This is a genomic window from Rhodococcus sp. 06-470-2, assembly GCF_002258235.1.
In the GTDB taxonomy this organism is placed as follows: Bacteria; Actinomycetota; Actinomycetes; order Mycobacteriales; family Mycobacteriaceae; genus Rhodococcoides.
Genome location: NZ_NOYB01000037.1, coordinates 52,274 through 69,418 on the forward strand (window position 1 = coordinate 52,274; position 17,145 = coordinate 69,418).

A 17,145-nucleotide genomic window follows, 5' to 3' on the forward strand; every position below is an offset into this window, starting at 1 on the left:
CAATTACGCGCGCTCTATTGGCGCGCGTTCCACACCAGTGGGGTTCGATGGACCCAGAGGTTCTGTTCGACGGTGTCGACGAGGAAGGCAGCGAGGTCGTCGCGGTTGACGAACCGGGAGGGCTTGTCGGTGCCGCGTTCGGCAGCGCGCAGTGGTCCGGTGGCCGGCTTGTCGGTGAGGGCGACGGCACGGACCAGGGTCCAGTCGACGTCGGAGGCGTGCACCAGCGCGTCGACTCCGTTGTGGTCCTCGAACCCGGCCTTGATGTTGGAGATGCCGATCAGGCCGCGCATGATCGGGCTGATTCGCTTCCAGTCCTCGGCGACGCCTTGGCTCGAGGTCGCGACGAGCCGGGTGATTGCCTTCTCGCCCATCACGGTCAAGGTGGCGCGGGCCGCGTCGGTCATGAAATTCGGGGGACTGACCGACTTGGCCCACGGATTGTCCGACGCCCTCGAGTTGTTCAGCACGCTGATCACGGCCTCGGTTCCGTCGGCGGCCCGGCGGATGTCGTCGATGTCGGTCGGGGTGCCGCTGATCAACGTCACTCCGGCGGGAGCCTGGACTGCGTCGGGGTTGCGCACGAGAGCGCGGACCTGGTGGCCGCGGGCAACGGCGTGGGCGAGTACGTGGGTGCCGGTGCGGCCGCTGCCGCCCAGTACGAGAAGTGTGCTCATCTGTGGGTATCTTTCGGTGTGGTTTTACGGTTACCGTTGATGCGGTAACCATTGATTCGGTATGTGGAGTTGGGAGATCGCGGTGGCTCAGCGGACACTTTCGGGGCCGTGCACGTCGTGGCCGGAAGACAGCGCGTTCATCCGCGAGGTACTGGACCGGATCGGCGACAAGTGGACGGTGCTGGTGATCAGCACCCTGGGTGCGGGGCCGTTGAGGTACTCGGACCTCCAAGCCAGCATCCCCGGAATTTCGCAGCGGATGCTGACGGTGACCGTCAAGGAACTCGAACGAGACGGGCTCGTCACCCGTACCGCGTACCCCGAGGTTCCGCCGCGGGTGGTCTACGAGCTCACCGACCTCGGGCGGTCGCTGCAGGAGGCGGTGCGGGCACTCGCCGGCTGGGCGGCCCGGAATCACAGCGTCGTGGCGGCCCACCGTAAGCTGCACGAGGCAACCGGCGTGGGCAGGGCTGCGGCTACTGCGGTTCGCTGACCGCCGATTCCGATTCCGCGGAGCTGTCGGGCAGAACGCAGACGCCGGTGTCGAGGTCGCACATCCCGGCCGGGTCGCCGGTGACGACCTCGAGCGGGCGCATCGGGTCAGCCATGAGCGTCGGCTGTCGAGACCCGGGCGACCCCGCCTGCGACCTGGTCGAGAATCCGGCTGTACGCCTCGACCGACTGTGCGCCTGCGGTCGCGACCTGGCGGTCGAAGACCACGAACGGGACGCCCGTCGATCCCAGCGCGAGTCCTTCGCGGCGATCGACGCGAGTCTGCTCGGCGTAGTTGTCGCCGGCGAGGACGTCTCGGACCCGCTCGCCGTCCAGGCCGATCGACTCGGCGACCTGCACCAGTTGGTCGCGGTCGAACGGGTTGATCTCGCCCGCGAAGAACGAGTCTTGCACTGCGGAGAAGAACTGAGCGCCGAGGCCCTTCTCGGCGGCGTGATGAACAACGCGGTGGAAGTCGAAAGTGTTGGCGTTCAGCCGATCCAGCGAGAATTTCAATCCCTCGCTCTGGGCGAGCTGTTGGATACGTCGTTCGGCGTCGAGGACTACCGACGCGTCGCCGCCATGGCTGCGAACGAAAGCACTCTCGATGGTCTCCGGCTCGTGTGGCGCATCGGGATTCAGCTCGAAGGACCGCACCCGCACCTCGAACCGTTCCGCGTCCGGCCGCTGGTCGATCGCAGTCTGCAGACGGTGCTTACCGATGTAGCACCACGGGCAGCCCAGATCGGTCCATACCTCGATCACCACCTGTGCGTTCTGTGCGTTCATCCCACTACCTCGCTCTCGACTCCGTTACTCACTGGCAGTTCGTAACACCATGATGCGTGCGCGAGCGGAGGCGTACAAAAGGCACTTTCAGGTGCGCGAGCACCGAGTATGCTGCCCAGCGCCGGAGTATCGGCGCGTTACGAGGGCGGTCACGCAGTGACGAGAAGGACAGCGGTTCCGGCCGCTCCGATTGCTGCGCACGACGCGGCGATCGCTATTGCGCCACCGATGTCCGGGCCGAGGGGTGCCGCGGCGATCGATGCGCAGCTTCGTTCGTACCGCCGACGCTGTGTCGCCGAGATTGCCAAGGTCGTCGTGCATGCGAGGGCGACGGGCGCGAATGCGAAGGCGCCCCATGTCGGGTACCACCGCACGAACAGGACACTGACGATGATCAACGAGGCCTGTGTGCGGTGCCAGCTCAGGGACGTTCGTTCGGGTTGGAGCCCCGGATCGCTGTGGAGAGGGGGCATTTCAGAAGAACGCTGCACCGACGAACAGAATGCCGACAACGGCGATGCCCAGTCCGAGTAGGCTTGCCACCATCGGCATCCGCAGAGGTCGTCCATGCCGCAGATTTCGTTCGGTCGCGAGCCAGCGCGCGAGGGCACCGAGGCTGATGGTGATTCCCAGAGTCAGTAGCACGACCGAGGCCGTGATTCGTACGAACGGCGACAGGGAGGCGGTGGTGAATGCTTCGACCGCGATACCGCCTCCGATCAGGGCCAACGACGTACGCATCCAGGCAAGGAGCGTTCGCTCGTTCGCCAGGGTGAAGCGGGGATCGGGCTCGCTCCCGCCGGGTAACAATCGGCGTGCCAGAGCGGTCCTTGCCGGAGCGCCGGTTTGTCGCGACCATTCCTCGGTCACACGCGAGCCGAACGGCCGGCGTCGACGTCGATCCTGTCCAGATCTTGGGCGACGATCAGTGTGCCGTCGAAGTGCAGGCCGGCCTCGTGCCAGCGTCCGGGCACAAGATGACCCGGTACGAAGTGGTTGAGGACAAGGGTTCCCACCGACGCCCGCTGCGCGATCTTGCCCACCTCCTCGATCGACGTGTGCGCCGAAAGGTGGTGCAACATCATCGCCTGGCGTTCCGCCTCGGGCTTGTCCGCGTAGTTGCGTTCTGCCCACTGCTCGTCGATCACCTCGTGGACGAGCACGTCGACCCCCGCTGCCAAGCGTTCGAGATTGGCGCACGGGCCGGTGTCACCGGACACCACGACGCTGCCCGACGCGGTCTCGAATCGGAACGCGAATGCCGGTGACATCGGCGAATGTTCGACGAGCGTTGCGAACACCCGCACATGCTCGTCGGCATAGATCTCGAAAGGCTCCATCTCAGGAGCGTTGTTCGTATCGGGATCGAAGCCTACCTGGAACGGGATCTCGATGTTTCTCGCGGTGAGAACCTCGTCGGGGTGGGGACGCAGGTTGTCCCGAATCCGATCGTTGATGTCCGTCGAATGTGCTTGCAGCAGATAGCGATAGGACTCGGCGAATCCCGGTGTCGGATCTTCGGGATTGACGATGGCCGGTTCCTGGGCAAACGCGTGTGCAGGTGCCAACGCGCCACGCGATCCGGGCCCCAACATGGTCACCGGCTTCGCTGATTCCGAAAGACCTTGGTACCACCCGTACAACAGCACGTTCGCCAGATCGCTGATGTGATCCGAGTGGAGATGGGTGACGAAAATACCTCTTACCTGGGAGAAGTCGTATCCGGCAGCGATGAGTTGCCGACTTGCTCCGTAACCGAGGTCGACGATGTACACCGCGTCGTCGACGACGATCGCCGTCGACACTCCCGTTCGGTCCACGCGCAGCTTGGGGCCCCCGCAGGTACCCAACGTGATCACCGTGCACCGTCCGGATCGTTCTTCGTCTGACATACTTCGTCTCCACAGTTCTTCGAGCGATGATGTCTCGAATCTACCCCATAATTGTGACGCGCGTAAGAGGGATGGCGAACATGACCGTTTCAGCAGTGCCCGGCGAGCGGGAACCGTCCGAGGTGGGCATCGCACTGAGACCGCAATCGCTCATGCTGAACTTCCTGGGCATCCACGTCCTCGGTAGGCACACCGCGGTGTATTCCGGCAGCATCATCGACGTACTGGGTGCCGTCGATGTCTCCGAGAAAGCAGTTCGCTCGACACTCACTCGGATGGTCGACCGAAACCTGTTGTGTAAGCACCGAATGGGCCGCAAAGCTTATTACCAGCTGACGGAGCGAGCTACCGAGGTACTCATCGACGGCAATCGACGGATCTGGGAAACCGGTGCCGTCAACCGTGATTGGGACGGAACCTGGACCGTCGTCGGCTTCTCGCTACCCGACGACCGGCGCAGCGACCGACACGACCTGAGATCTCGCCTGTCATGGGCCGGTTTCGGCCTTTTGCAACACGCCATGTGGATTGCCCCGGGCCGCAAGGATGTGGGCACCATCGTCGACTCTCTCGGGCTCGAGCGAAACGTGACCGTCCTCGCCGCTTCGGCGGCCGGGTCCACCAGCTCGAAAGACATGGCCGAGCGCGCATTCGACATCGAGGCGATCGCAGGTCGTTACCGCGATTTCTCCGAGCGGTGGAGCCGAGAACGGTCGACCGGCCTCGAACTCCCCAGCCCGATGGCACGCCAACTCGTCCTGCACACCGACTGGCTCGAAACCGTCCGACAGGATCCCCACCTGCCTGCCGAACTACTCCCGGAGGATTGGCCCGCCATCGACGCCGAGCATCTGTTCAAGAAGCTGGCCGGCGAATACGAGAATGCCTCTATCGAGGAGGCGTCCCGAGTCATCGACGAAGTCGCACCGGCGACTCCCGATCCGACAGTCACCGACACGCGTTGAGCTCGCTGTCCGGCGCGCTCACAGCACCTCGTAGAAGTTCTGGTGAACCGCTACCGGAGCTCGTTCGGCGGATCCGACGGCAACGATGTGGTTGAGCCAGTAGTAGTCCGAGCTCGACGTCTCCAGCGTCACCGCGGTGCGAAACCTGTACGTGGCCGAATCCGGAGATCCTCCCGCGAGCAGCTCGGCCATGACATCGGCCGGCCCATGCCGAACACCCTGGCTGACAACGGAAATAAGGTCACCGTTGCTCACCTGCAGGGTGTACCTGGCCTCGACTCGCACCCATCCTTTCGGGTGGATGATCTGCCAGTCCGCACCCCCGGGTAGAACCACTCCATCGAGGCGAGGACCGGAGAAGCGGCCTCCGGAAATGGGAACGATCCGCCGGTGTCCGTACGGCGTCGAACCCAGGTCCAGGACTGGACCCAGCGTCACCTCGGTCTCCATCAACAGTTCCAATCGTGGCTCCGGAACGTGCGATTGCACAGCTCGATCTCCGTCCTCTTCGGTTACATCGGTACGCATCTTCATCAATGTTCGCTCTTTAGTTGACTGTCGTCAATAAAATGAATACTCTCAGTGAGACGCGGGACACACCATGATGCTGATCAGTAGCCACGTCACAGGACGCGGTGCCCGTCGGCTCGCCCCGAACTGTCGTCGGGTAGGGGCTGGTCAGAAACATCCATGGACTTCCGTGCCCGGATCCGACGATCGCCAACCGCGATCGCTGTCATCTCAGAAAGATGAGGCAATGTCACCACGCCGTATGTCTCGCTCGTTCTCCGTACGGGGTGCCGGCCTCGCAGTACCGGTCCTCATCGTCGTCGGCATGTACGCGCTGCCGTTTCTCGCTGTCATCCTCGGCGCGTTTCGCAGTAGTCCACCCGGGCAGCCGGGCGGCTGGTCGCTGAGCGGATTCACCGGGGCGTTCACCGACACCGCGACCTACTCCTACCTGGCGAACTCCCTCGTTCTCGCAGTCGGTGTCGGCATCACCGCCACCACGATCGCAGTCGCCATGTGCTGGGTCAACGTGCGAACCAACGCCCGCCTTTCTCGACTGGTCACCCCGCTGATGTTCATCGTCCTGGCCACGCCGGGACTGTTCTTCGCCCTCAGTTGGGCACTGCTGGGAACGCCGCGGGCCGGCCTGGTCAACAAGATGTTCGACTTCGTCGGACTCGGGGACTCGCTGGTCGACATCGGGGGAGGTGTTGGAGTGTGGTTCGTGCTCTCCCTCAAGGTTTCCGGGCTCGCGTACTTCATGTTGCTCGGTTCCTTCCGCCGCCTCGACTCGCGCATCGAGGAAGCGTCCCAGATGTCGGGAGCCAGTAGGACGACGACGTTCTTCCTGATCACGCTGCCGCTGCTGTTGCCGTCGATCCTGGGTGTTCTGATCGTTGCCCTCGTCATCGGTGTGGTTGCCTTCGAGATGCCCTTGATCATCGGGCTACCGTCGGGATTTCGGACCTTCTCGACGCAGATCTATTCCTCGCTCAACGACGAGATCCCCCCGGACTACGCCGGAGCGGCGTCGCTGGCCCTGGTTCTCATCGCGGCGGTACTCGCACTCATTGCGCTCAAGTGGCGAATTCTGGACCGGCGCAGCTGGGTGACCGTCGGGGGCAAAGGCGGCAAGGCCGAGCAGTGGGACCTGGGTCGGGGTCGCTGGATCGCCGACGGGCTGATCGTGTTCTTCGCAGCCATCGCCGTCGTCCTACCTGCCATCCAACTCGTTCTCGGTTCTCTGCAACCACTGTTCGGAGTCGAAGCGGGCTATTCACTGACCAACTACCGCGACCTACTGGTGGACCCGACGGTGGGGCCTGCGGTCTGGAATACCGTCAAACTGTCGGTGTTCGGCGGTCTGATCGCCGTCACGCTGTCGTTGACCCTCGGCATCGTCGGCCGCCATGCAAGTCGCTTCGTGCGCAGATCCCTCGAACTGACGACGTGGCTTCCCTGGGCGGTCAACGGAATCATCCTCGGCCTCGGACTGTCGTGGGCATTTCTCGCCGTCTCGCCGTTGCGCCCACTGTTCGGCACCTCGTGGATTCTGCTGATCGGACTCGTGATCGTCACGACCCCACTGGCCGCCCGAACCATCGACGGGGCGCTGGCGCAGGTGTCCATCGACCTGGAAGAAGCCGCACGCATCAGCGGTGCCGGTGCCGTTCGCTCGGCTATCGACATCGTCTTTCGCCTCGTCGTGCCCAGCTTCCTGGCCGGCTGGCTGATCACCGCCATCCACATCGCAGGCGATCTCGAGGTCCCCGTCCTGTTGTCCACACCGCAGACCCGAACCATGTCGGTGCTGGTCTACCGCTTCTACTCGGACGGCAACGGAGCGATGGCCGCGGCATTGTTCTGCTTGTTCCTGGCGGCTGCGCTGACCCTGGGCGCAGTGATCTACCTCGGAATACGACTGTCTGCATCGATGACCGGGGCTCGCCGACAGTCTTCGGCACCGTCGGACCCACCAACCGCGCGCTCGGACCGCCACGGTCCGAGTACCTCGATCCACGAAGAACTCGTCCCGGTCTCATCGGCCGCCCGAACAGGAGATGAATGACATGGCCTCGGTCTCGCTACGTTCCATGACCAAAACTTACGGTGACAACACCGTCGTGGACACGATGGACCTCGATATCGAGGACGGAGAATTCTTCACGCTGCTCGGCCCGAGCGGCTGCGGGAAGACCACCACGTTGCGTTGTGTCGCCGGCCTCGAACGCCCCGATGGTGGGGACGTGCGAATCGGCGGAGACACCGTCTTCGATGCCTCCGCAGGGCTCGATCTGCAACCGGACAAGCGTGGCGCAGGGATGGTGTTCCAGACCTACGCGCTGTGGCCGCACATGTCGGTGCTGTCCAATGTCGCATATCCGTTGCGCCGCAGAGGCGTCAACCGTAGCGAGTCCAAGGACAAGGCCGAGCAGGCTCTGGCGCAGGTGTCGCTGACGGGGCTCGGCGACCGATCCGTCGCCGCGCTCTCGGGTGGACAACAACAGCGAGTTGCGCTTGCTCGAGCTCTCGTGGCCGAGCCGCGCCTGATCCTGTTCGACGAGCCTCTGTCGAACCTCGACGCCAAGCTTCGGGGGGAAATGCGCGACCAGATCGGCATCCTCCAGAAACGACTCGGCACGACGGCCATCTACGTCACGCACGACCAGACCGAAGCACTGACGTTGTCGGATCGAATTGCGGTGATGGACAAGGGCAGAATTCAGCAACTGGGAACCCCGCACGAGATCTACTCCAGTCCGAAGAACGCATTCGTCGCGGACTTCGTGGGATTCGAGAACATGCTGCGCGGCCGTATCCGTTCACGGACCGACTCGGGTTCGGGCATCGTCGATATCGACGGGGTCGGGGCGATCGAGGTGGACGACATCGCCGCCTCGTCGCGCACATCGGATGTTCTGGTGGCCTTCCGTTCGACCGACACAGTCATCTCGGACCACGAGCTCGGACGAGCCAACGTCGTCGCCGCCACAGTCACGAAGGCGGTGTATCTGGGAGAGCAGATCGAGATCACCTTCGCGGTCGCCGGCCACACCGTGAAACTACGCACCAACAGTGCGGCTTCCGGTATCTCCGCGTACCCCGAAGGGGCAACGGTCTCCCTTCGAATCCCCCGCAACGCACAGGTTTTGGAGGACACGAATGTACAAGCCAACGTTGCGTGACACAGTAGGCATCAGGGCCGTCTGCATTGCTGCGGTCACCGTGATTGCGCTCTCCTCCTGCGCGCCACAGGCCGAGAACGGTGCCCCGCTCTCCGATGCAAACCTGGGCGACCAGGACACCATTGCCGCTCTCGACGACCTGTACGACGCCGCTGTCGCGAACGGAGAGACCTCGGTGGTGACATACGGGCCGGGAGAAGACCGATACAAACCCGCATACGCGGAATTCATGCGTCGCTACCCGGATATTCAGGTACTGCCCGAATACACCTACGGCGCAGACCTTTCCACCCGTCTGGACCAGGAGTTCGGGAGCGGCAACCACGTCGCGTCGATGGTCAACGGCGGCACCAACATCACCCTGTTGACCAACAACAGCGGACGGTGCGATCCCTACGAACCGTTCACCGCGAAAGACCTCGACCCGAGCCTGGTCGGACCGAACCATTCGTTCAACGGCATCACCAGATGGGTATTCGGATTCGCCTACAACCCCGAACTCGTCGACGCCGCCGATGTTCCGACGTCGTGGCAGGACCTCACGAACCCCGAATGGAAAGGAAAGCTGGCACTCACCGATCCCACGACCGTGAACGACGCCAGTGTCTCGATCGCCGCAATGCTTTACAGCGGTGAATACGACGAGACGTGGCTCCGAGAACTTGCCGCCAACCAGCCGACGATTCTTGCGAACTCGCAGTTGGGCATTCAATCGGTGGCGGGCGGGCAACAGTCGATTGCCTCGATCCTGAGTTACAACTCGATGAAGCGACTCGAAGAGAAGAACCTTCCGATCGCGTTCGTCGCACCGGAGCGAGGCGCTCGTCTCGAAACGCACTACAACTGCCTACTCGTGGACGACCCCGCGCCGAGCGCGTCGAAACTGCTACTGAACTGGATGCTGACCGACGAAGGCCAACGAGCGCTGTCCGATACCGGTAACTACTCGGTCTACCCCGATATCAGCGCTCCCGACGGTCTGCCTCCCGCCGATGTCGCCATCGAGTCGGCCATGGCGGAAATTCCCCTCGATCAGTACCGGGCCGAGACCACCAAAACCATCGAGCTGACGAAGGGGATATTCCGTTGACCACCGAGTTGCGACTTCTCGGCACCTCGGGCGGTCCGATGCCGAAAGCGAACCGCGCGGCGCCCAGTCAAGCTCTGACCGTGGGTGATTCGACATACATCGTCGATTTCGGAAACGGGGTCGGTAGACAGCTCGTCCTCGCCGGACTCGACCACGCATCGGTGGAGGCGGGATTTCTCACCCATCATCATTCCGATCACAATGCGGACCTGTGGACGTTCTTCCTCACCGGATGGGCTCGCCTACGCCACACTGTGCCTGTCGTCGGACCTCCACCGATGCTGGAATCCTTCCAGAAGTTTCTCGGGCTGCACGCAGAAGATCTGCACTGGCGACGTGAGCATTCGGGCCGGGCGCCCCTGAGCGATTTCGTCGAACCCCGCGAGATCTCTCGCTCAGGGGTGGTCTACGAAGACGACAAGGTCGTGGTGACCGCAGCTGTCGTGGAGCATCCGCCGGTGGTTCCGTCGTTCGCCTACCGGTTCGACACCGCGGATCGATCCGTCGTGTTCTCGGGAGACACGGCCCCGTCCGAGGCGCTCGTCGAGTTGGCGCGCGACTGCGACTTTCTCGTCCACGAGGTTTTCCATCCCGATCATCTGCAGCATCTGCTCACTGTCAGTAATCCCGACGCGATGTTGCAGCATCTGCACGAGAGCCACACCTCGGTGCACGAGGTGGGGAAACTCGCTACCAGAGCCGGGGCGAAGACGTTGGTTCTGACGCACCTGGTACCCGCCGACACCAGCGTGACGGACGAGATGTGGTGCGAGGCCGTGGCAGCGGACTTCCACGGGCAGATCATCGTCGGACGTGACCTGATGTGCCTGGACCTCTCGACTGCATCTCGATGACCTCGGCACACGACCAGTCGCTATCGGGGTTTTTCCCGGGCTTGCTCTCGGGTTTGTTCTCGGGGTTGCTCGACCACGGCCCGCAGCGCACCACGCAGTGCGGTGACGTCGACGCCGGCCGGGAGCCCGTCCAGCACATCGGCTCGACCGAGGTTCACGGCGTGCTGCGCCTGCGTGCACACAGCTCGCCCCAAGTCGGTGGCTTCGACACGTTTGTTGCGCCGATCATCCGGATCGACCTGCCGCGAGAGGTAGCCCCGGCCTTCGAGATCGTCGACCAACGCGACGATCTGGCTCGGATCGAGTCCCAACCTCTGTGCGATCTGGCGTTGGCCGAGCCCTCCGTCCCGCTCGCACGCCAGGACGAGAACCGAGTACGACCGCACCCGCATGTCGAACGACGCCAATGCCTTGTTGGCCGAATCCATCATGAGCGCGCTCACGCGGGTCAGCAGGAAGCCGATGTCTTCGGACAACGGATGAAGGTCGGTCACAGGCACTCCTCGGGGTCTGCCGGCGATCTTAACAAACTGCAATAATTGACTTTATAAATCATTGATGTTTACCTGACATCAGTGGGAATCGACGCAAGGAGACACTTCATGAACTTGGACAACAAGGTGGCTGTGGTCACCGGAAGCGGGCAGGGGCTCGGCCTGGCCTACGCACAGGACTTGGCTCGTCACGGTGCGGCTGTCGTGATCAACGACGTCGACCAGGAGATCGCCGACGCGGCTGTCGACTCGATCGTCGGTGCGGGCGGGAAGGCAATTGCCGTAGTCGCTCCGGTCGGCAGCACCGAGACCGCGCAGAAGCTCGTCGCCGGTGCCGTCGAGGCGTTCGGACGCCTGGACGTCATGGTCACCAATGCAGGCATCCTCCGCGACAAGGTCATCTGGAAGATGACCGACGACGACTTCGATGCTGTCGTGAACGTGCATCTGCGTGGCACTTTCACGTGTGTTCGTGAAGCCGTCGTCCAGTTCAAGGGCCAGGGTGACGGTGGTCGCATCGTCTGCATCGGCTCCCCGGCAGGGCAGCGGGGCAATTTCGGTCAGACCAACTACTCGGGTTCCAAAGCCGGCATCGTCGGCATGGTTCGTACCTGGGCGATGGAACTGCAGCGCGCGGGCATCACCGTCAACGCCGTGTGTCCGGTTGCCGCGACTGCGATGACGGAAACCGTCCCGTTCCTGCAGCCGTACATCGAGGCGATGAAGAACGGTGACGAGGTGCCGCCGTTCGCGCGCCGCGAACTCGGCTTCGGGTCGCCCGCCGACGCAGCCGGGATCGTTTCGTTCCTCGCCAGTGATGCCGGCGCAGAGATCACCGGCCAGGCGTTCGCCATCGGCGGAGATCGTCTCGCACTGTGGACCCACCCGGACATGATTGCCACCAACTACCACGACGGTGGCTGGTCGGCCGAGAACATCGCCGCCGCATGGACCGAATCCTTCGCCGACCACCTCGAATCCGTGGGCGAGAACCTTCCGGTCGAGCCGGCACGATGACCTCGAAGTATCAGTGCGCTGTCGATTTCGACGCCATCGAAGCACTCGATGTGCATACTCACGTCGAAGTCGACGGGTGTGGCCATCGCTCACTGGACGACGAGTTGATGGCAGCGTCCGAGAAGTACTTCAAGTCCGGTGAGGATCGCACCCCGAACATCGATGCGATCGCGGACTACTACCGCGCACGCAACATGGCCGCAGTGGTGTTCACCGTCGATGCCGGTGCGGCATCGGGTCATTCACCGAACTCCGTCGAGGACATCGCCGAAGGTGCGGCCCGCCACAACGACGTGCTGATCCCGTTCGGATCGGTCGACCCATGGCAAGGCAAGGCTGCCGTCCGACGCGTCCATCGTCTGGTCGACGAATTTGGCGTGCAAGGGTTCAAGTTTCATCCGAGCTTGCAGGGCTTCGAGCCGAACGATCGGCGGTTCTATCCGATCTACGAGGCCATCGTCGAAGCCGGTGTGCCCGCGCTGTTTCACACCGGTCAGACCGGAATCGGTGCAGGCTTGCCCGGCGGACACGGGATCAAGCTGCGCTACTCCGACCCCATGCTCCTCGACGACGTCGCGGCCGACTTTCCCGAGTTGACCGTCATCATGGCGCACCCCTCCGTGCCGTGGGCCGATGCTCAGATCTCCATCGCCACTCACAAATCGAACGTTTTCGTCGACCTATCCGGCTGGTCGCCGAAGTACTTTCCGCCGCAGCTCGTCCGTGCCGCCAACTCGATGCTCAAGCACAAGGTGCTCTTCGGTTCTGACTTTCCGGTACTCACGCCGGACCGCTGGATGAAGGACTTCGCACAGCTCGAGATCAAGGACGAGGTTCGCCCGCTCGTACTCAAGACCAATGCCATTGCCGCACTGAACATCACAGTCCAGGAGAACTCATGACCACCGCTACCGTCACCCGTGTCGCCACCCTTGCGGAACTGAAGCCGCTCGAAGGCACCGAGCTGGGAACCAGTTCGTGGATCGAGATTGCTCAGGAGCGAATCAACACCTTCGCCGATGCCACCGACGATCATCAGTGGATTCACATCGATCCGGAGCGTGCGAAAGCCGAGAGCCCCTTCGGCGGGCCGATCGCTCACGGCTACCTCACCTTGTCGTTGATCATCCCGATGTGGGAAGAAGTGCTCGTCGTCGACAGCGTGACGACCAAGATCAACTACGGCCTCAACAAGGTCCGCTTCACCAACCCCGTGCCGGCCGGTGGACGCGTGCGCCTGTCCGCCACCCTGAAGACGTTCGAGGAGCTCCCCAAGGGCGGAGCTCAGTTGACGGTCGCGGCCAAGATCGAACTGGAGGGCAGTGAGCGCCCCGCCGTTGTCGTCGAAGCCGTGTACCGCATGTTCGACTGAATTTGCCGTACAACAGAACTCGCACACCGAAGGATTGGATCGAGATGCGCAATCAAGGAGTCGGTTCGTGGATCAGGCGTCGCACCAGGCAATCTCCACATGCCACGGCGATCGAATTCCGCGGTGAGCGCCTCACCTACCACGAGCTCGACGACCGCACCACGCGACTGGCGCACGTGCTTCGTCGGCTCGGTGTGCGCAAGGGTGATCGAGTAGGGCTCCTGTCTACCAATCATCCTGCGTATCTGGAGGTTCTGTTCTCCTGCGGGATACTCGGAGCGATCTTCGTCCCCCTCAACGCTCGACTGACCGGACCCGAGGTGACGTTTGCGGTCGACGACGCCGGGCTGTCGGTGCTCCTGCATTCCGACGCGCTGACCGACGTCGCAACCGAGGCGGTCGCAGCCCGAGGCGTCACTCGCATCGTGCTCGGGGACGAATACGACTCCGCCATCGAGGGCGCAGAGTCGGCCCGCATCGACGAGCCGGTGACGGGAGACGATCTGTGCTTCATCATGTACACCTCCGGCACCACAGGCCGACCCAAGGGTGTGGTGATGACACACTCGAACATCTTGTTCTCGGTGCTCAACCCGATACTCGATCTGGACCTGTGCAGTGACGAAGTCGCCCTGGTCTGTGCACCGCTGTTTCACACAGCCGCACTGGATTTCGTTGCTCTGCCGGTTCTCTTCAAGGGTGGGTCCGTGGTCATCGAAGAGGGATTCGACGCAGGTCGAGTCCTGAACATCCTGGAATCGAAATCGGTGACCTACACGTTCGGGGTGCCCACGATTCTCGATGCGCTCGTCGCGCACGAGCAGTGGGCTCTCACCGATCTGACTGCTCTGCGACGGATCGTGGTGGCGGCGGCACCAGTTCCGCCGCGGACACTGCGCGCTTATTCCGAGCGTGGTATCAAGATGTGTCAGGGCTACGGTCTCACCGAAAGTGGCCCTGGGGCAACGATTCTCACCTCGGTCGATGCCGAACGGAAGATGGGAACGGCAGGCGTACCGCACACGTTCACCGACGTCCGAATCGTCGACGCCACCTCGCGCACGGTGGCACCCGGTGAACGAGGCGAGATTCAGATCCATGGCCCGAACGTGATGAAGGAGTACTGGGGTCGGCCCGATTCGACCGCGGACGTGTTCGACGACGGCTGGCTCCGCACCGGTGACATCGGCGTCGCGGACCACGAAGGGTTCGTCACGATCGTCGATCGCCTCAAGGATCTGATCATTTCCGGAGGAGAGAACATCTATCCAGCGGAAGTCGAGGCAGCGATACTCGAGCTGCCGGGGATCGAGGGCTGCGCCGTGTTCGGTGTGCCCGACGAGAAGTGGGGTGAATCGGCGCTGGCGGCGATCACGGTCTCGGCCGGTTCCACCGTCGACCCCGAATCACTTGCCGCCGCGCTCGGAGTCAACCTCGCCCGGTACAAGATCCCGAAGCGATACGTCGTGCTCGATGAAATCCCGCGTAACCCGACCGGAAAGATCCGCAAAGACGTACTACGGGCTCAGTTCGCAAACGCCAATGTCGAGGTAGTAGCGCAGCAACCCAGCGAATGATTTCGCTACGGACTTGATGGATTGCTCAGTGTCATGTTCTATTTACGATGCGGTAACTGCCGTTTCCGCGCGATGTTGTCGGCGGCATCGTGTCTGGTGTTGGCAACTCGGCAATTGTTCGCCTCCGTCAGCGTCATCGCCGGATGGCTAACGCCTCGCCTGGAGCAGCATTTGTCCAACAAGCCGTTGGACCGATGCAGTGGGGTTCGCCGTTGCACTTTTCGACTGACTCGAGGGCGATATTGTTTCGCGACGAACAAGTCTCGTTGTCACGAGTCCGCACAGAGCATCGGTGCACCAGGACAGTCTCCGTCCACCCGATACCGTGGCTGTCCGACACTGATCAGGACTGTCCGGTGTCGGAGGATCGGCGGCAGTTCGGTGTCACGAGAGTGTCACAAGTCGGTACGATTCGAGGTGGACTGGCCCGAACGGCAATGTACGAAAAGTGTTGGAAATAAACAAATATCGAGTCCAGTGTAGTTCAGGTGAATCCACTTCCAGGGACTTGAAATCCGCACAGTGTCGGTTCGAGTCCGACTGGGGGCACCATATTTCCGTAGGTCACAGCGCTATGTTGCTTCGGCGAGCTAACCCGAACCGTTGGCGGCGAATTGTTCTGCGGTCCAACGTAACACGAATGGTAGCCCGGTCATGGCGCCGATGAAGTGGTCGCCTGCCACGGGCTCGTAGTGCACGTTGGCACCCTTGCTGCGCCACTGCTCGATCAGGGCAGTCACGCCGGCCTCGGGGATGAAGCGATCGCCGATCCACTTGCTCGCTGAACCGTGGAAGAACGCGACCGGCGCCGACGGCGCGTCGGCGCCCGGACGGTTCGCGGCGATCACCCGCCGCGCGATGTCGGAGTCGAACGGGTCGGGCTCGGACGCCAAGTCCTCGATTCGCATGCGTACCAGCCCGCCCAGGGCCAGGGGGAGGACGGACATGTCCTTCACCCAGGACGCCAACAGCAGCGCCTTCGGGCCGAACAACTCGACCATCTCGGGGTGCTCACGTGCGAGACCCATGCTCGCCGCACCCAGCAGGCCGGCCGCGACGGTGCCGTTCATGGTGTCCAGCAGCATCGAGAAGTCGGTGGGTGTTCCACCGGCGACGGCACCGACCAACCTCACGTCCGGCGCGTACCTCGGGTGCAGTTGCGCGGTCCACGTGGTGGCGATCGCGCCGCCGCTGTAGCCGTAGGCCACCACTGGGCTGTCGGCGAGCTCCGGGGCGACGACCGTCATCCCGCGCATCGAGTCCAGGACGGCATGCCCGGCCATCGTGCCTTCGGAGTACGACATCCGCGGGCCCTGGTGATCGGCGACGAGGACGGCGTATCCGCGGGCGAGCCAGAGCGGCATCACCGGCGGGAGGTCGGCACCGACACCGTGCACGAGCCGGTACGACGGCGTGCTCTTGGCTCCGAGGGAATCGATGGCCACGTTGTGGGCGACGACCGGCCGCGGTCCGCGCCCGGTCCACGGCCGCTTCGGGATCAGCAGCGAGGCGGTGACGCCGGCGGGGAGACCCCGCGCGTCGGTCGATCGCACCATGAACTGATGCAGGGCGGTTCGCGGCCGGGGCACCAGACCGCGGGTCGTGCGCTGCCGAATCACCGCACCGGGTGCAAGGTCCTCGATGCCGGGAGGGGTGAGAAAGAAGGCGTCGTTGTCGATCGGTGTCGGAAGGATCGCGGCATGCGGATCGTCCGGAGGCTCCAGGGGCAGTCGTCGAGCCAATACGCGATCGAGCACACCGAACACAGTCATGATCCCCCGACATTCTTCTCCAGCCGCACCCATCCCCGCGGTCACCGTACAGTGCGCGGCGGTCGGTGAACGCAATATTGGATTAGTCCGACAACAGGTGTCAGTGCCGGGCGCTCAGAAGCACGGCACCGAGCTCCCCGGCCGACAGCATCGGCAGCATGTGGTGACTGCAGCCGGTCAGGACGACGGTGTGTGCGTTCGGGAGAACCTTCCCGACAGCGTCGGCAGCACGAGAACTGTTGTGCACCTTGCTCTCGCAGGCAAAGACGACAGTGACGCGCGCGGACAGCGTCGACCATCGATCTGAATTGGGGCGCCGTGGAACCACCGGGCTTCGCCTTCATGGCGACGGCGGCAGCACTGGTGTTGCTTGGGATGGCCCGGGCGCGGGCAAGTCGGGGCGGACCTCCAGGCCTGGAGGCACAGTGACGACCTGCAGGCCGTGCTTTCGGTCGGCGG

General features: G+C 63.3%; 20 protein-coding genes. 10 read left to right on the forward strand and 10 right to left on the reverse strand.

What is annotated here, in order from left to right:
- Positions 1–14 precede the first annotated feature (14 nt).
- A complete protein-coding gene (locus CH276_RS20270) occupies positions 15–677 on the reverse strand; it encodes an NAD(P)-dependent oxidoreductase (protein ID WP_094631485.1) in 663 nt (220 codons plus the stop codon).
- Positions 678–759: 82 nt separating this feature from the next.
- Here CH276_RS20270 and CH276_RS20275 point away from each other — a divergent pair, with 82 nt between their 5' ends.
- Complete coding sequence (locus tag CH276_RS20275; protein ID WP_254924344.1) at positions 760–1,170, forward strand: winged helix-turn-helix transcriptional regulator; 411 nt, start codon at positions 760–762, stop codon at positions 1,168–1,170.
- Here CH276_RS20275 and CH276_RS29065 read toward each other — a convergent pair.
- The 5 genes from CH276_RS29065 to CH276_RS20295 form a co-directional block, all read right to left on the reverse strand.
- Complete coding sequence (locus tag CH276_RS29065; RefSeq protein WP_254924345.1) at positions 1,154–1,285, reverse strand: hypothetical protein; 132 nt, start codon at positions 1,283–1,285, stop codon at positions 1,154–1,156. The genes CH276_RS20275 and CH276_RS29065 overlap by 17 nt on opposite strands.
- Complete coding sequence (locus CH276_RS20280) at positions 1,278–1,958, reverse strand: DsbA family oxidoreductase (RefSeq protein ID WP_094631487.1); 681 nt, start codon at positions 1,956–1,958, stop codon at positions 1,278–1,280. The genes CH276_RS29065 and CH276_RS20280 overlap by 8 nt, the downstream gene beginning before the upstream one ends.
- Before the next feature lie 149 nt (positions 1,959–2,107).
- Positions 2,108–2,527, reverse strand: coding sequence for a DUF202 domain-containing protein (locus CH276_RS20285; RefSeq protein WP_094631488.1), 420 nt, complete (start codon positions 2,525–2,527; stop codon positions 2,108–2,110).
- Positions 2,433–2,828, reverse strand: coding sequence for a YidH family protein (locus CH276_RS20290; protein WP_094631489.1), 396 nt, complete (start codon positions 2,826–2,828; stop codon positions 2,433–2,435). Before CH276_RS20290 ends, CH276_RS20285 begins: the two co-directional genes overlap by 95 nt.
- Positions 2,825–3,850, reverse strand: coding sequence for an MBL fold metallo-hydrolase (locus tag CH276_RS20295; protein ID WP_094631490.1), 1,026 nt, complete (start codon positions 3,848–3,850; stop codon positions 2,825–2,827). Before CH276_RS20295 ends, CH276_RS20290 begins: the two co-directional genes overlap by 4 nt.
- Positions 3,851–3,930: 80 nt before the next feature.
- Here CH276_RS20295 and CH276_RS20300 point away from each other — a divergent pair, with 80 nt between their 5' ends.
- Entirely contained in the window at positions 3,931–4,815 is an 885-nt protein-coding gene (locus CH276_RS20300; protein WP_217901420.1) for a PaaX family transcriptional regulator, read from the forward strand.
- Positions 4,816–4,833: 18 nt separating this feature from the next.
- Here CH276_RS20300 and CH276_RS20305 read toward each other — a convergent pair whose 3' ends face one another.
- Positions 4,834–5,343 (reverse strand): DUF3237 domain-containing protein, encoded by a 510-nt coding sequence (locus tag CH276_RS20305; RefSeq protein ID WP_094631570.1) that lies wholly within the window; start codon positions 5,341–5,343, stop codon positions 4,834–4,836.
- A 229-nt stretch (positions 5,344–5,572) separates the two neighbouring features.
- Between CH276_RS20305 and CH276_RS20310 the strand changes: the two genes are divergently transcribed.
- From CH276_RS20310 to CH276_RS20325, 4 genes are all read left to right on the forward strand, one after another.
- Entirely contained in the window at positions 5,573–7,393 is a 1,821-nt protein-coding gene (locus CH276_RS20310; RefSeq protein ID WP_176459356.1) for an ABC transporter permease, read from the forward strand.
- Positions 7,394–7,418: 25 nt separating this feature from the next.
- On the forward strand, positions 7,419–8,510 hold the full coding sequence (locus tag CH276_RS20315; RefSeq protein WP_217901421.1) for an ABC transporter ATP-binding protein: 1,092 nt from the start codon (positions 7,419–7,421) through the stop codon (positions 8,508–8,510).
- A complete protein-coding gene (locus tag CH276_RS20320; protein WP_176459358.1) occupies positions 8,503–9,600 on the forward strand; it encodes an ABC transporter substrate-binding protein in 1,098 nt (365 codons plus the stop codon). The genes CH276_RS20315 and CH276_RS20320 overlap by 8 nt, the downstream gene beginning before the upstream one ends.
- 80 nt (positions 9,601–9,680) lie before the next feature.
- Positions 9,681–10,454 carry an MBL fold metallo-hydrolase gene (locus tag CH276_RS20325; RefSeq protein ID WP_176459359.1) on the forward strand — a complete coding sequence of 258 codons (774 nt, stop codon included), beginning with the start codon at positions 9,681–9,683 and terminating at the stop codon, positions 10,452–10,454.
- A gap of 20 nt (positions 10,455–10,474) precedes the next feature.
- Here CH276_RS20325 and CH276_RS20330 read toward each other — a convergent pair whose 3' ends face one another.
- Entirely contained in the window at positions 10,475–10,948 is a 474-nt protein-coding gene (locus CH276_RS20330; protein WP_254924346.1) for a MarR family winged helix-turn-helix transcriptional regulator, read from the reverse strand.
- Positions 10,949–11,056: 108 nt separating this feature from the next.
- Between CH276_RS20330 and couN the strand changes: the two genes are divergently transcribed.
- The 4 genes from couN to CH276_RS20350 are packed head-to-tail and all read left to right on the forward strand — an operon-like array spanning position 11,057 to position 14,914.
- Positions 11,057–11,965, forward strand: a complete 909-nt coding sequence (couN, locus tag CH276_RS20335; protein ID WP_094631494.1) for a 4-hydroxyphenyl-beta-hydroxyacyl-CoA dehydrogenase — start codon at positions 11,057–11,059, stop codon at positions 11,963–11,965.
- The gene (gene couO, locus CH276_RS20340) at positions 11,962–12,867 is read left to right on the forward strand and encodes a 4-hydroxyphenyl-beta-ketoacyl-CoA hydrolase (RefSeq protein ID WP_094631495.1); all 906 of its coding nucleotides are present in this window, start codon (positions 11,962–11,964) and stop codon (positions 12,865–12,867) included. Before couN ends, couO begins: the two co-directional genes overlap by 4 nt.
- Entirely contained in the window at positions 12,864–13,337 is a 474-nt protein-coding gene (gene couM / locus CH276_RS20345; RefSeq protein WP_094631496.1) for a p-hydroxycinnamoyl-CoA hydratase, read from the forward strand. Before couO ends, couM begins: the two co-directional genes overlap by 4 nt.
- A 44-nt stretch (positions 13,338–13,381) precedes the next feature.
- Positions 13,382–14,914, forward strand: coding sequence for an acyl-CoA synthetase (locus CH276_RS20350; protein WP_094689127.1), 1,533 nt, complete (start codon positions 13,382–13,384; stop codon positions 14,912–14,914).
- A gap of 590 nt (positions 14,915–15,504) precedes the next feature.
- Here the strand turns inward: CH276_RS20350 and CH276_RS20355 are convergent.
- Entirely contained in the window at positions 15,505–16,686 is a 1,182-nt protein-coding gene (locus CH276_RS20355) for a lipase family protein (RefSeq protein ID WP_094631573.1), read from the reverse strand.
- 100 nt (positions 16,687–16,786) lie between these two features.
- Positions 16,787–17,014: a hypothetical protein gene (locus tag CH276_RS28260; RefSeq protein ID WP_094631497.1), complete on the reverse strand. Its 228-nt coding sequence runs from the start codon at positions 17,012–17,014 to the stop codon at positions 16,787–16,789.
- Positions 17,015–17,145 lie beyond the last annotated feature (131 nt).